We start from the raw sequence: 16,049 nt of genomic DNA, 5'->3' as shown, positions 1-16,049 counted from the left end.
ACAAACCACTTGAATTTCAAAATATTATTAGTTTTTTTGAGCTTTAGCATCGTTTATCATGTCCTCGTTGGCAGCTATACCAATTTCTACACGTCTGTTTTTTGCTTGTCCTTCCTTAGTTGCATTGTCAAATCGTGGCGCAGTTTCACCATAACCTTTTACGCTCATTCTAGAGGCTGCTACACCTTTAGACTGTAAATATTTAGAAACCGCATTTGCACGATTGGTAGAGAGCTTCATGTTATAATTTTCATCACCAACACTATCGGTATGCCCTTCTAACATAAGCTCGGTATCAGGAAACTCTAAAAATATTTCTGCAATTTTATCTAAATTTTGTTGGGATGCCGTGGTAAGGTCTGCACTGTTAAAAGCAAACGTAACCCCGCTTTTATCATCAAAAATAACTTGAATACCCTCGCCCACACGCTTTACTTCCGCACCCGGTAATACCGTTTCTATTTTTTGTGCTTGTTTATCCATTTGTCTTCCAATAATAGCGCCACCTGCGCCACCAATTGCAGCGCCAATTAATGCGCCTTTTATGTTGCCTCCAATTAGTCCGCCAATTAATGCGCCACCAGCAACACCAATGCCAGTGCCTTTTTGCGATTTGTTGGCGTTTTGTATGGCTTTGCAGTTGTAGTTAAGCGATAACACCGAGCAAATACAAAGTATACTTATTAGTTTTTTCATGATTTTTGTTTTTAAGGTTAGGGTTTATAAATTAATGTCGTCTGATGTTTTTTGAAACTTTAACACAACATCAAAAGCTTGCCCTTGGTATGTGGTTTTTAGTCTAGTTTCCATTTCAGAGTTCGTTAGCTCTGTGATTTTTAGGCGATAGCCTGTTTTTTTATCTGCTAGGGGCTTGTTTTTTTCGTCTACAAGTTTAAATTGAAAATCGTAGGTGCTGTCTCCAGATTCAAAGAAGGACCATATAATACGCTGGGTCATGGCTTTACAATTGCTTGTTTGGTTCAATGTGAATTTACCGGTAGCGTTGTTGGGTATAAATACCCATTCGCTGTTTTTAAAACAAGCAGAATCGGCACTATCAAAAAGCATAGCTTTGTATAGTCCCTCTTCGCCCACAAAGCGAATATTGGTAACTTCCCAAGTGCCTTTTAAGTTTCTTTTATTGGGTTTATTAGCGGTAGTTGTAGATTTTGCGCCAGAACAAGAAAATATAACTAGTATGCAAAGTATGGATAGTATTGATCTCATAATTATTATTTTTAGTATTTAAGTTTTTAGATAGTGACTATTTTATATGGTTTTAAACCACGTTTGTGGTGTGGTTCGTAGTACTGAAATGCAAACATGTTTAATGGTGGTATTGCTGTAAAAATTAATTACTACGGCAAAGTTTATTAGAAGCTGAAAAAAGCATATGCACGAGTGTTACAAAAGTATGTCAAGGTGTTACATTTAATACCATGAACAAGCGTTAAACTTCCAACAATAACAGGTATTGCTGCGGCGTAGTTATTTATATGGTTTTGCGTATTGTGCATTTTTAATGAGAAAAATGTCAATATGCCCGTTCGAGTGAATTTGAGGAACTAAAATTGTAGCGAGAACCCATTTATTGTGAACTTGTATTTTAGGGGTTTAAATGAAAAACATCCGTTAAGTTCAGGTTAACTTGAAGGATGAGTAATGTTTTAGAAAAACACTGTAAATTGTCAACTTTTTAGTCAACTAAAAAGTAAAACCCTTGAATTTATTACTAATTCAAGGGATTTATTGTGGAGTCGGAGAGAACGACCATAATTTCATCTTACTTATGTTTACAGGGCTTCCAAATGGTGTTGTTTTTAGTGGTCACCGAATTGGTCTCGATTTAACAAACTTTAACAGTTTTATTTTTAGGTCAGGTCAAAACATTCCAAACTATACCAAAATATGTTTACCATATAGATTAATTCTTAGGATGAGAAGAGTCTTATATTGATGATCCAGTTACCCAAATAAAAAATTTCTTTGTTTTTTCTAAAAAGTAAAAATATAATATTGTTGGTTTTATTACCTGCTCTTTTACGGATAATAGAGAATGCTTTAATAATATGCGCTTCAACAGTTTTTATAGATATGTTTAAATACTCAGCAATTTCAATATTTGTTAGTCGTTCTTGTTTGCTCAATAAAAATGTTTGTTTACACTTTGGTGGTAGGTTTTAAAGCGCTTGGAGCGATATTGGATTACGCTATACCAACGGAAAAATAAAGGAAACTATTGTAAAGGGCGTTGACGATAAAAGTCAGGTGGATATGCGTTTTACGGGTACTCTAGATTTCTCTCTTGAAGAACAAAAGAAACTCAACTTATTAGGTAAATTGTTAAAAATTAAATTAACTGAAGAGATGCGTGAAAAAATGGCAGGTGTTTATGGTGTGCGAGTTTCTGGCTTTGCTTCCGATAGGCCTTACAATTGGTGTCGATTGAATGTTAGGTTTCCTTGCGACCCCGATAACGTAGAAAAATTAATAAACAAGGTTTTTGAGGAAATCAATAAAATCAAAGCCAATGGCGCTACCAAAGAAGACCTCAATAAAATCAAGGAAGCAGAATTAGCCAATGCCGAAGAGTATATAGAAATAAACGGCTATTGGATGTATAAATTAAAAGATGCCTGCCAATACGGCATAAGTCCTGAATCTATTTTAGATTATAAAGCAGATATTAATAAAATCAACTCAAAAATGTTTCAAGATGCTGCGAATACTTACTTTGATATGAGCAACTATGCAGAATTTATATTAGTTCCAGAAAGTTTTGTTAAGCAATAAAATCATTCTTATAAATAAAATTAACCAAAAAAAGCCTGTGATTTTTAGTTTACAGGCTTTTGTGCGGATTCTTTAGAGCACTTAATTTAAACTTTAAATTAAAGACTCTCTTTTTAGTAACCACCAAATTGATTTTTAATTCATATTAAAGTGGGAAATAACATCTTAGTTGTTTCCTTATTAACTTTTCCATTAAAAGCTATGAAATTTGTTTCTCAACAGATTGCATAATCAGGCTCGTTCCTCACGCTTTTTATAAATCTTTATGAGCTTCAAATTTCAGGATTATTAATTTGGAAAAGGTAACAGTGAGGGCGCTATGGGAAGTAAATGAGTTAATGAACTACTAGGGTTTTACCTAATATTTATTTTCTTTTGAAAATTCTACTAAATAAGATAGAAGAAAAAGGAAAACGTTCAAGATATAATAAGTAAATGATTTTAACAATAATGCAATCATATGTTGGATTAAGTTAATGTGATTTAAGAGTTGGGATTGTAGATTTTTAAATTCTTATGATTCTAGTGTTTGATTCGATTAGTAAATTATCTTAAATTCAAGTATGGATTTTTTGAAGATGTATCGAAAAAAAATGTATAGCAAGAGGGTAACACGCTTCGCGATGTTACATTTTTCAAGTTGTTGGTTTATAGTCAATTAGTGTTTGTGGAATTAGTATATGTAACATTTTTTTCTGAAAAAACCCTTATAAGGCGGTAAAATCAATGATTTTTTTCTGAAAAAATGAATAAAGAGTTTAATAAAGTGAAACTATCCAAATTCTCACTTTTAAAGATTTTTAATGGCTTGTTATGCTTCTCAAAATTTAGTTATGTACAATTATTCCCTCTTTAATTCTGTTTTAGCACTTGTCATTGAGGATGGTTTTAGTTGAAGTTAGTTTTTTAAAGTAAAATGACGTGGCGATGTGTTGATATATTAACAGGGTAATAAGTTATTTCCTTTTACTTTGCCTATAGTTTCTAGGGGATTTTCCCATAAAGTTTTTAAACAATCTTGAAAAGTATAAAGGGTCATCAAACCCAGTTTTAAAGCTTATTTCCTTGATGCTTAAGTCAGTGTAATTTAGGTATTCACAAGCTTTTTGTATTTTTTTTAAATTAAAAAAAACCATTATTGAATAACCAGTTTCTGTTTTGAACTTAGTGTGTAGGTAAGATTTAGAATAATTAAATTTATTAGCAATATCACTTAGAGTAAAATTTGTTTCCAGGCTATTTAATAAAAAATTTTTTACTTGGTCTACCAATGTGTCGTGTTGGTTGGTTTGCGCACTAGAATCAAAATCATGATATACAAACGAACTTATGAGGCCTAAACTAAGTATATTGGCGTATTCTATTTGTTTTTCTAGATAGTTTTTGTTGAATAAATTAAATATTTTTTCAAATAAGTCAATTTTGTCATTTGAAAAAGATACATCTCTATAATTATTGTATTTTGTAGTGATATACCTGTTGTACAATTCAGGAGCAATTGTACCATTGAAATGAAACCAATAAATGCTCCATGGGTCTAAGAGGTCTGCTTTATATTCATGTTTCACTTTTCTAGGGATTATAAAAAGTTGATTAGGGGTAATTTCAGTCTTAGCGTCGTTTAAAATAATTTCACCTTTTCCCTTTGTGCAATAAATAAAAATATATTCATCAGCACCTTTTTTTCTGAAACGATAATGGTTGTGTGCCATTGGGTAGTACCCTAAATCACTTATGTAAAACTTCTTAGTGATGTCGTTATTTTTCATAACATTAATGATGGATTTGGGGAATGCAATCATTTTTTGACCAAGAAATCCTTCTTTTACTGTTATTGAGTCCATTTTTATAATATTAATTGTATTATGTAGGAATATATAAAATATATCTTCATCATAGTTCCTAGATTTAAGGTTGTTTTGGAACAGTTCGTTTATTAAGTAATATTGTCCATGTTTTAGGTTTTTATGTCTATTTATATTTCAAAATTATACTATTATTTTTGTAGTAAAGCAGTTTAAATGTTAAATCATTAGTAAAATATCTATCACATTTTGTTAAAAATGTAAAAATTAGCCTTAATTCTAGTCTATTAGCTCTTGAAAAATACAGAATAATCATCTATGTTTCTGTGTTATTGATTAATCAAAAAAAACTTAAAAATATTGAACATAACTTAAAAAAGACCAACAACTTAAACTCAAATAACTAAAAATTAAAAACTAAATAAGATGAAAACAATTAAAGTAAAATTATTACTTATTATTAGTGTGTTTGCATTAATAGTTAATTGTGATAATGACGATTCCATAAGTGTGGATTCCATTCCAGAAGTTCAAACATTAGAAAGGGAGATTTCTTCTCTACCGGGGCAAACGTTTACTTTTACGGGTGTTGTGTCCGATCCTGCGGGTATTCAATCTGTAAATATTAAATACGAGCCATGGTTTTTGGATAAAACCATAGTAAAAGATTCTCTTCCAGAATCCTATAATTTATCTTACAAATTCAAAGTCCCAGAAGATGAGCAAGAAAATAGTGTGCATACAATACCTATTACATTCACTAATGTTGGAGGTAAATCAACTGTTGAGAATGTGGTCATAACTTTAGATCAGGATATTGCAAGTCCAGAAATACAAATTACTAGTCCAATAAATGGAGCTACTATACTAATTGGGTCAGGAAACGAAGTCGATTTTAATATAACGGTAACGGATGCTGAGTTAGCAGAATTCAAAATTGAGAGTAGTATCCTTACTGAGGTTTTTGCTGTTACGGGAACTTCCTACACTTACACTAATAGCATAAATGTTGATACGGCAGGTAACTATTCTTTTAAAGTTACAGCTACTGATGTTTCAGGAAACGAAGCCTCACAGACTGTTAATGTGAATATTCTTAACGAGCTACTATTTGATGTAATGTATGTAACAGATGTCGCTGATAATGCTGGTTTAGTTTCAGATATTTTTGGAGTGCCTTATACTACAACCGCTAGTTCGGAAATAGGTGAAGACGGGTATGTATTTACAGCTAGATTTTATGCTCCAACTGCAAATACAGAGGTTCGGTTTATACCTCAAAAAGAATCTTTTGAGCCTTATGCCTTTGGTGCAGACCCAAACGTTTCTGGAAAATTAGTATTGGGTACAGATGCTACGGTAAGCCCCATAGTTTTGCCAAATATGGGTTATTATGAAATTACAATGGATTTACGGGATCAAACCTATATTGTAACACCATATTCTCCTAACGATACTGCTTTTGATCAAGTGTATATTATTGGCACTGGTATATTTGTTGGAGATACGTCTACATGTACTTCTAATATCGACGGTAGCTTAATGTGTTGGAACTTTAGATCGGGAAAACCGTTTACTCAAGATAGCAACAACCCGTATTTATGGACTATAGATGTTACTATTGATGATGAGCCAAATAATGATGGTAATAATGGTTTTATTCTAAATGCGAATCCAGATGGGTGGTCACCGTTTTGGAGGATTGATGATCCTACATCTCCTCAGTCCACTGTGCCTAACGGAGGAACTAACTACATTTTTCCAGATTCTGCTTTAGGTAAAGATTACACTTTTGTTTTCGATACCCATTTGAATAGAATTTCTGCAATTAGTAGATAGTGCATTAAACAAACAAGCAAACTTAAAGAAATATTACATGAAACATTCAATATTAATACTGAGCTTATTACTAATTAGTTTTACAACAATAGCTCAAAATATAGTTACAGGAACCATAACTGATGAAGAGGGTCAGCCTATTCCTGGAGTAAATATTCTGGAGAAAAATACCACTAATGGTGCTGTGTCTGATTTTGATGGCGGCTATTCTATCAATGTGGGTGCAAATGCAACTTTAGCATTTAGTTACGTAGGCTATAAAACTCAAGAAATACAAGTAGCAGGCAGAACAAATATTTCTTTGGTGTTACAAACAGATAATGCGCAATTAGATGAAGTTGTTGTTATAGGTTATGGGGCGGTTAAAAGAGATAAAATTACAAGTTCTATATCTACTGTAGATGGAGAGGAACTTACCAAAATGGTAGCCAGTAACCCAGCAGAAGCTTTACAGGGAAAGGCAGCAGGAGTGCAAGTACTTTCTTCTGGGGGAAGTCCTGGTGCTTCACCTCAAATACTGGTTCGGGGTATTACTACAAACAATGGAAGTCAACCCTTAATTGTAATTGATGGGGTAATGCTTCCTAGCGGAACATCTTTAAACTTTTTAAATCCTGCTGATATAGAAAGTTTTCAAATACTTAAAGATGCATCTGCATCTGCAATTTACGGCTCTAGAGCATCCAATGGCGTAGTTTTAATTACGACAAAAAGAGGTAAGGAAGGTAAAACAACCATAGATGTAGATGTATCTTATGGTATGCAGCAATTAGAAAAAATTCAAATGGCAGGTGCAGATGAATATATTGCTGTAACTAATTTAAGAAGAACTAACGATGGAAACGCCCCTCTTTACAATGCGGATGATTTCAATACAGATACGGATTGGTGGGAAGAAGTAATAGAGGATTATGCACCAATTACTAATGCTAATATTAGAGCGTCAGGCGGTTCGGAAAAAATTAATTATGCAGGAAGTTTAAGTTTTTTCGACCAGCAATCTAACTACACGAAAGGCTGGTACCAAAGAGTTACGGGGCGTTTTAATGTAGACTTTAAAATATCTGATAAAATAAAATTAAAACAAGATTTAAGTCCAAGAATAGAGCGTTGGGAAAACACACCTAGTGCTTTGTACAGTTTGCTAAGAATAGATCCATTAACGGAAGTATATTTGCCACAAAGCGAACGTGTAGGTAGAAATATTTACAGTATTTATGAAGCTAGTAATAATAATGTGCCAAATCCGGTCGGTGGTATAGCCCGTAGTTTTAATGAATCTTTTTTCTTTGGTTTTTTCTCAAATACGCAACTTGATTTTAAAATTACACCAGAATTAACGTTTACGTCGCAGTTTGGTTTCAACATATCTAATTCTGGAACAGATGCTTTCAATCCAGAATATTTTACAAACCCCAATCAACAAAGAGAGGTAAATAGGGTTTTTAGAAATACGAGACAGGACATAGACTATGTTGTAAATAATACAATAAACTTTACTAAAACCATTAACGAAAAACATTATCTTAATGTATTGGGAGGGATCTTATATGATTCCCAACACTTCAATTATATCAATGGTTCTAGAGAGGGTGTTCCAGATAGTGAAAATCCAGATTTGTGGTACATAGACGCCGCTGTCGGTGAAGGGATTTCGGTAAATAGCAACGAGGCAACAGACAATATTTTGTCAGGTATATTTAGAACTATCTATGGATTTGATAATAAATATTTTGTTACTGGTTCTGTAAGGGTAGATCAGTCTTCTAGATTTCCTAAGGATAATAGAACTGGTATTTTTTCTAGTGTATCTTTTGCTTGGGATATTGATTCTGAGAAATTTTTCAAAAGTGAGAAAATCAATAATATGCGTTTAAAAGTGGGGGTAGGTGAAGTTGGAAATCAGAATATAAGTAGAGAGGGACAATTCTTCTCAGTAGGGTCTGGCGATTATGTTTTTGGTGGAGATAGAGTCGTTACTAACTTCTTGTCTAGATTTGGTAACACCAATTTGCAATGGGAGACAGTACGCGATCAAAATATTGGTTTAGAGATGAGTATGTTCAATAATGCATTAGATTTTTCTGTTGAATACTATAAAAAAACATCAGAGGATTTATTATTTAATGTAGAATTACCTAATTATACAGGTGTTCCTGGTCTAGTAGCACAAAACGTTGGAAGTTTTGAATCTGAAGGTTTTGATTTTCAAGTTGGCTTTAATAAACAAATGGGAGATTTTACATTAGGTTTAAATCTTAACGTTTCTACTAATGAGAGTAAAGCTAAATCTTTGGCGCCTGGTAATGAACAACTATTAGGGCAAAAAAGAGAAGATTTGGGAAATAGGTTTATTAAAATTACTGAAGTGGGACAAACTGTTGGTTTGTTTTATGGGTTTAAAACAGATGGAATTTTTCAAAATCAAACAGAGTTAAATTCTCATACTTCTGAAGATGGAACTGTTATACAGCCAAATGCCCAAGTAGGGGACATACGATTTGTTGATACCAATGAAGACGGGCAATTAAATGATGAGGATTTACAAATAATGGGAGATCCTTTTGCCGATTTTTATGGTGGACTTACAGCAAACCTAAGTTATAAGAAATTCGATTTTTCAATGCAATGGTATGGTACATTTGGTAACGATGTGTTTAACTATCCTACAACATTCTTATATTCTGGTATACAGGACGTAAACGTTGCAGCAGGCACTTTAAATAAAGTTTGGTCTCCAGAAAATCCTGGAGCTAGTTTTCCTAGACTTACACAAACAGACAGAAATGGAAACTATTTGCGTCCTTCAGATTTGTTCATTGAAGATGGTTCTTATCTAAGGCTTCGTAACGTTCAGTTAGGTTACAATTTTAATATTAAAGGATTTCAAAAATGTAGACTATATGTGTCAGGACAAAACCTTATCACCATAACTAATTATTCTGGTTTCGATCCAGAAGTGGCAGCAGGAGGAAATGTTATTAATGATTTTGGTGTGGATTACGCAAGAAATCCAATAACCAAAACATATTTACTAGGACTTAATTTAACACTATAAAAAATCATGAAAAAGTTAGTTTTATTATTAATCATTTTTACGGCATTGCTTAATGTAAGCTGTAATAAAGAAGAGTTTTTAGACCAACCATTAAAAGGAAGACAGCAATTGGATGATTTTTTCTCATCGCCTGAAAGTGCTGAAAGTTTTGTAAATGGTATTTATAAAAAAATAAATGGCGAAAGCTGGTGGCAGGCCAATTTTCCACGTCAAATTAATGAAATGGCAACAGATGATAATTGGTCAGGGAATACTATACAGCCAAGACCAGATATAACGGGTATTGCTGCATATAATGTTTTTCCGGGATCTACATATTTTAATTCGTTTTGGGAAAATCATTACATAGGTATAACAAGGGCAAATATATCTCTTGAGAGAATACCAGATGTTGAAATAGAGGAGGATTTAAAGCAACGGCTGCTAGGAGAAGCCAGTTTTTTACGTGCTTTTTTCTATTTCGATTTAGTACGTAGTTTTGGTGGTGTTCCCATAGTTACTACTTATACAGAACTATTAGAGCCTGCAATAAACGATAAGACACGAGCAACTGTAGAGGAAGTATATGAACTTATTGAGGCAGATTTGCAAAAAGCTATAAATGTACTACCATTAAAAAGTGAATATGCTGCAACTGATGCAGGAAGAGCCACAAAAGGTGCGGCACAATCTTTATTGGCAAAAGTGTATTTAACTCAAGAAAAGTGGGACATGGCACAGGCAATGGCTAACAACGTAATAGTATCTGGAGAATATAGTTTAGAGCCGGAATTTGAAAATATTTACAGTGTAGATAATCCTTATGGCGTAGAGTCTATTTTTGAGATTGGTTACATAAACGACCCTGTTTTTTCTGAAATTGGTAACCACTTTCCAATCACAAATGGAAGTCGTGGAGATCAAGGCTGGGGTTGGGGAACACCAACAAGCGATTTGGAAAATGCTTTTTTAAGTGAGGGTGATAATATTCGTTTACGCTCTACTATCATTAAGCATGGAGAGCCTGTTTACGGTGATCCAGACGTGCCAGAATTTGATGGCAAGCCTAGTGAAAACAAATCTGGCCGTACTAATAGGAAATATTATGTGCCAGTTGCTAAGCGTCCTGTGCCATATCAAAGAGGGCAACTTCCATTACCATATATTCATTTAAGGTTAGCAGATGTAATTTTAATGCATGCTGAAGCTGCTTATTTTAATGGGGATGAAGGAACTGCTAAGTTATCATTAAAACGTATTAGAGATAGGGGTCAATTAGAAACGAATATGTCGTTATCTGGTACAGCTCTTAGGGATGCTATTTGGAAAGAAAGACGATTAGAGTTGGCGTTAGAGCAACACCGACTTTTTGATCTTAGAAGGCAAAAAATTAATGGTGTGCCAAGAATTGCATTAATAATGGGGCCAAACGGTTCATTCGTAAAGTATAATACTGAGGAAAGTGATGATCCTTTTGAAACTACAAACCTAGGTGAACCACAAGAAAAAGGCATCTTTTTTGATCCTAACGTACATTTATTATGGCCAATTCCACCAGAGGAAATTCAACTATCTCGTGGAAATATTGTGCAAAACCCTGGTTATTAATTTTTATAACAAAAAAAGAAATGAATTATATTAAGCAAATAAAAACTTTATTTATTCCTGCAATTGTATTTGGATTGATGTTAAGTTGTGATACAGATAATTTTACCGATCCTAATGATCCTAAATTTGGGTCTGTAGAACAAGGAATAGTTTTAAATTTAAACAATAAATTCCAAACTATTGATCACTTTGGTGCTTCAGGAGGGTTTCAAGACCAATGGGTTGGTCAATGGCCAGATGCATCTAGAGAGCCAGTAGCTAAACTACTTTTTAGTACCGAGACAGATGCGCAGGGTAACCCAGAAGGTATAGGACTGTCAATGTGGCGAACAATTATTGGTGATGGTGCCGCAGATCAAGCTGATAGTGGGTTTAGGTCTGGATCTTGGTTTAGGGAAACGGAATGCTATTTAGATGAAAATGGTGTTTACGACTGGACAAAGCAAGCTGGCGAACAATGGTTTTTATCTAAAGCAAAAGAATATGGCGTACAAAAATTTACAGCTTGGGCCACAACACCGCCATACTTTATGACAAGAAATGGTTATACTTTTAGAACACCAGGATTGCCTAATGGATTTAATTGTCCAGAAAGTAACTATGAAGCTTATGCATCATTTTTGGCAGAGGTGATGAAAAACTATGAGAATAAAGGCTATAATTTCGAAGTGGTTTGTCCATTTAATGAAACACAATACGAATGGTCTGGTAGTGTTGGTGAAGTCAGTCAGTCAGGTACAAAAGCGTTAAATTCAGAAGTGGCAGCAGTAACTCGAATAATCGGTCAAAAGTTTACCGATGAAGGTGTAAATGCTAAAATCATGATTCCTGAAGCTGGTCAGTTAACTTATCTTTTTGAAGGTTCGCAAAATACTACGAATCAGATAAATGATTTCTTTAATGCAACTAGTCCAAATTATATAGGTGATTTACCAAATTTGTCTAATCATATCGCAGGACATAGTTATTTCAGCAATGGTACAACAAGCGAATCTTTAAGGCAACGTAAATCATTGCGTACTAGACTAAACGGAAGTGGTTTAGATTATTGGCAAACAGAATATAGTTTATTAGGTACTGCATACCAGCAAGGACGTGATGTTTCCACTTTAGAAGAAATTGATTATGCACTTTGGTTAAGTAGAATTATTCATACAGATTTAGTGTTTGGAGATGCAACAGGTTGGAGTTATTGGACTGCCTTAAACCAATCTACTTTTGGAGATCATCCGTTTAGGTTTAATCTTATCCTATACCAGCCAAATTCTAATAGTCCATCCCATACAGATGGTACCTTTACCGACGTTAAACCACTTTGGGCACTCGGTAATTATAGCAGATTTGTAAGACCTGGTATGGTACGTTTTGAAGTTGTAGATCCTGATTACAATGAAGCTACTTCTGTAGAAAACTTTATGATTTCTGGTTTTATGGATACTACCGCCAATGAAATAGTTTTGGTATGTGTAAACAATACAAATGATAAAAGGGATATTTCCTTTGAAAACTATGCTGTAGACTTTGAGATTGAAGACGGGACTTTTGATATGTACACCACATCATCATCTAGTAATTTAAAAAAGAGTTCTATAGCTTATGATGCAGTGGCAATACCTGAAAAATCTATAGTAACCTTAAAAGCAAAACTTAAATAATAATCAATCGATAGTTGTGTGGAATTTCCCTGTAATTATGTTTTCATATTGCAGAGCTTAAAATTTTATTGCCCTATTGTATCTGTGTTTTACAAATCAGCGAAAAAAATAGTGTTTCAAGAATGTTAAAAAGAAAAATCCTTCATATCAGTTTTTTATTTGTAGGTGTTATTCTAGTATGTAATGCTCAAAAGCAAGATGTTCTTAAGGTAAACATAGATCGAGATATTACCTATCAAACAATAGATGGTTTTGGGGCCTCTGATGCATGGCGATGCCAATTTGTTGGAGAATATTGGCCAGAGGAAAAAAAAGAACGTATAGCTGAGCTTTTATTCAGTAAAGAAGTTGATGCTAATGGAAGCCCTAAAGGTATAGGGCTTTCAATTTGGCGTTTTTACATAGGTTCGGGTACATCTGAGCAGGGTGAGGGTTCTGGTATTAAAAATGAATGGCGTAGAGCGGAATCGTTTATAGATGTAAAAGGTAATTACGATTGGAACAAACAAAAAGGGCAACAATGGTTTTTAAACAAAGCAAAATCCTATGGTGTGGATAAGTTATTGGCATTTTCAATTTCTGCTCCAGTACATTGGACCTTGAATGGGAAAGGCTATAATGATGATATTGTTAGTGGTGAATTAAATCTAAAGGAAGATAAATATGATGACTACGCAGCATTTATGGTTAGAGTATTGGAATATTTTAAATCACAAAATATACATTTTGATTATATAAGCCCAATTAACGAACCACAATGGGAATGGGAAAAGAAAACCCAAGAAGGTACTCCAGCAACCAATGAAAATATTGTAAAATTAACTCAGTTACTTAACACTGAAATTGAAGCGAGCAATTTAGATACTAAAATAGTTTTAGCGGAAGCTGCTGACTTACGATGGTTGTACTCAAATTTTAACAAGCCAAAACGTGGTAACCAAATAGAATATTTTTTCGGTAAAAATGGCACGGTAAAAGATTTAGACCATATTAAAAAAACCATATCTGGTCATAGTTATTTCACTACTTGGCCTGTAGATAGTTTAATTGCAATCCGTCAAAAGCTAAATAAAAAGTTAGAGAATCATAATATCGATTATTGGCAAAGTGAATTTTGCATCCTTGAGAAAACTGATGATATAGGAAGTGGGCATAAAAGAGATTTAGGAATGAATACGGCGTTATACGTAGCGCGTTTAATTCACGCCGATTTATCCCTAGCCAATGCCAGTTCGTGGCAATGGTGGACAGCTTTAACAAATGCCGATTTTAAGGATGGTCTTATTTATTTGGATTCTGGTTTATCTGATGATTTATTCAATTTGGATGCTATGAAAACCAATGGAGATTATAACGATTCAAAACTATTATGGGCTTTTGGGAATTATGCGCGTTTTGTTAGGCCAGGAATGGTTCGGGTTCAAATTAGTTTAAATCAAAACAAGTCCGTAAAGGAGCGTTACAATAGTGTAATGCTATCTGCTTACGAGGATAGCAAAACATCAAAAATGGTAATTGTAGCAATTAATTACGCAGATAAAGATAAAATAATAGACCTTTCAAATTATTCTATTAACGCACAATATAGAACTTCAAAAGAAGAAAATTTGCAAAAAATATCAATTAAGGATAAAAAACATATGCTTATTAAAGCGAGGTCTGTAAACACATTTACAGGTACATATTAAGTGAAAAATGAAAGTTAGTTATAGTTATTTGTTTAGTTTAGTTGTAGTGCTTTGTTTTACAACCGCTTTGTTGGGCGGTTGTAAAAACAAAGATGCACATGCAACACATCTAAATACAAAACCAAATATTGTATTTATACTTGCCGACGATCTAGGAGCGCACGATTTAAGCTATGCTGGTAGCAATTATTACGAGACCCCAAATATAGATGCTCTGGCTAAAACAGGGGTTGAGTTTACACAAGGTTATGCAGCTTGTCAAGTTTGCAGCCCTTCAAGGGCGAGCCTTTTAACTGGGCAAAGTACAGCGCGACACGGTATTACCGATTGGATTGGAGCTACAACTGGAAAAACTTGGACAAACGCTCATAACACCAAAGTTATGCCCCCAGAATATAAACATGCCATTCCTGATGGACATACTACCATAGCTGAAGCATTAAAACAAAATGGTTATAAAACATTTTTTGCAGGAAAGTGGCATCTTGGAGATGAGCCCAATACGCCTGAAAATAATGGTTTTGATATTAATGTTGGCGGTTGGGAAGTTGGTAGTCCTAAAGGCGGGTATTATGCACCATGGAATAACCCTAAACTTGATTATAAATATCCAGGTGAAAACCTTACAATGCGATTAGCAAAAGAAACGGCAAGTTTCATTACAAAAAACCAAAAAGAACCATTTTTTGCGTATCTATCTTTTTACGCAGTACACGGTCCCATAGAAACCACACAGCAAAAATGGGAAAAGTATAGATATAAGGCAATATCCCTAGGTGTTCCAGAATCTGGTTTTGAAATGGAACGCATCTTGCCTATTCGTACCGTACAGGATAATCCTGTATATGCTGGATTGGTAGAATCCATGGATGATGCAGTCGGTGTGGTGTTACATACATTGAAAGAACTTGGGTTGGAAGAAAATACTATCATTGTGTTTACCTCCGATAATGGTGGGGTAGCTAGTGGCGATGCGTTTTCAACTACCAATATTCCTCTAAGGGGTGGTAAAGGTTACCAATGGGAAGGCGGTATAAGAGAGCCTTACTTAATCAAAGCACCCATGCTTAAAAACACACCTAAAACTATCGACTATCCAGTTTCAGGTATTGATTTTTATCCAACTTTACTGGATTTGGCTGGTATAGAAAGTAAACCAAATCAAACCATAGATGGGGTTAGTTTGTTGCCTTTACTAAAAGGTGGAAGCTTAAGCACAAGAGCTTTGTTTTGGCATTATCCACATTATGGAAATCAAGGCGGGGAACCCGTTAGTATTATAAGAAAAGGTGCTTGGAAATTGATTCATTATTGGGAAAATGGTGTAGATGAATTGTATAACCTAGAAAAAGACCCAAGTGAGCAAAATAATGTTTATCAAAATAACCTAAAACTAGCTAGAAAATTACGAAGGGAATTAGATGCCTATTTAGTAAATACAAATGCTAATGTACCTGAGATAAATCCAAATTTTGATGAAGCTAAATCTATAAAACTCCGTGAAAACAGAAAAAATAATATGTTACCGAGACTAGAAAAACAGCGCATGGACTTTTTAAGTAAAAATTTTAGACCAAATGAAGACTGGTACAACAGTAGTTTAACTAAAGACTAAAAGAGCAGT

The 16,049-nt window shown here is 34.0% G+C and carries 10 protein-coding genes and 1 pseudogene; 7 read left to right on the top strand and 4 right to left on the bottom strand.

Features of this window, described 5'->3' with window-relative positions:
- Positions 1 to 27 precede the first annotated feature (27 nt).
- The 3 genes and pseudogenes from CLV33_RS09585 to CLV33_RS09575 form a co-directional block, all read right to left on the bottom strand.
- Positions 28 to 696, bottom strand: coding sequence for an OmpA family protein (locus CLV33_RS09585; RefSeq protein WP_105473723.1), 669 nt, complete (start codon positions 694 to 696; stop codon positions 28 to 30).
- Between the two features lie 24 nt (positions 697 to 720).
- Positions 721 to 1,227 (bottom strand): lipocalin family protein, encoded by a 507-nt coding sequence (locus tag CLV33_RS09580; RefSeq protein ID WP_105473722.1) that lies wholly within the window; start codon positions 1,225 to 1,227, stop codon positions 721 to 723.
- Between the two features lie 704 nt (positions 1,228 to 1,931).
- Positions 1,932 to 2,165 (bottom strand): annotated as a pseudogene (locus CLV33_RS09575) (hypothetical protein); the annotation flags it as partial.
- A 34-nt stretch (positions 2,166 to 2,199) separates the two neighbouring features.
- Here CLV33_RS09575 and CLV33_RS09570 point away from each other — a divergent pair.
- Complete coding sequence (locus CLV33_RS09570; protein ID WP_394340404.1) at positions 2,200 to 2,793, top strand: insulinase family protein; 594 nt, start codon at positions 2,200 to 2,202, stop codon at positions 2,791 to 2,793.
- Between the two features lie 956 nt (positions 2,794 to 3,749).
- Here CLV33_RS09570 and CLV33_RS09565 read toward each other — a convergent pair.
- On the bottom strand, positions 3,750 to 4,637 hold the full coding sequence (locus CLV33_RS09565) for an AraC family transcriptional regulator (RefSeq protein ID WP_105473721.1): 888 nt from the start codon (positions 4,635 to 4,637) through the stop codon (positions 3,750 to 3,752).
- A 387-nt stretch (positions 4,638 to 5,024) separates the two neighbouring features.
- Here CLV33_RS09565 and CLV33_RS09560 point away from each other — a divergent pair, with 387 nt between their 5' ends.
- The 6 genes from CLV33_RS09560 (at position 5,025) to CLV33_RS09535 (ending at position 16,040) form a co-directional block, all read left to right on the top strand.
- Complete coding sequence (locus CLV33_RS09560) at positions 5,025 to 6,437, top strand: hypothetical protein (RefSeq protein WP_105473720.1); 1,413 nt, start codon at positions 5,025 to 5,027, stop codon at positions 6,435 to 6,437.
- A 37-nt stretch (positions 6,438 to 6,474) separates the two neighbouring features.
- Positions 6,475 to 9,495, top strand: coding sequence for a SusC/RagA family TonB-linked outer membrane protein (locus tag CLV33_RS09555; protein ID WP_105473719.1), 3,021 nt, complete (start codon positions 6,475 to 6,477; stop codon positions 9,493 to 9,495).
- A gap of 6 nt (positions 9,496 to 9,501) precedes the next feature.
- Positions 9,502 to 11,082 carry a RagB/SusD family nutrient uptake outer membrane protein gene (locus CLV33_RS09550; protein WP_105473718.1) on the top strand — a complete coding sequence of 527 codons (1,581 nt, stop codon included), beginning with the start codon at positions 9,502 to 9,504 and terminating at the stop codon, positions 11,080 to 11,082.
- A 20-nt stretch (positions 11,083 to 11,102) separates the two neighbouring features.
- On the top strand, positions 11,103 to 12,737 hold the full coding sequence (locus CLV33_RS09545) for a glycoside hydrolase (RefSeq protein ID WP_170064001.1): 1,635 nt from the start codon (positions 11,103 to 11,105) through the stop codon (positions 12,735 to 12,737).
- 122 nt (positions 12,738 to 12,859) lie between these two features.
- A complete protein-coding gene (locus CLV33_RS09540) occupies positions 12,860 to 14,425 on the top strand; it encodes a glycoside hydrolase (protein WP_105473716.1) in 1,566 nt (521 codons plus the stop codon).
- 7 nt (positions 14,426 to 14,432) lie between these two features.
- Entirely contained in the window at positions 14,433 to 16,040 is a 1,608-nt protein-coding gene (locus CLV33_RS09535; protein WP_105473715.1) for a sulfatase, read from the top strand.
- Positions 16,041 to 16,049 lie beyond the last annotated feature (9 nt).

Source organism: Jejuia pallidilutea, from assembly GCF_002973595.1.
In the GTDB taxonomy this organism is placed as follows: Bacteria; Bacteroidota; Bacteroidia; order Flavobacteriales; family Flavobacteriaceae; genus Jejuia; species Jejuia pallidilutea.
The sequence above is the reverse complement of the archived record's forward strand: the minus strand, read 5'-3'. Positions and strand labels throughout refer to the sequence as shown.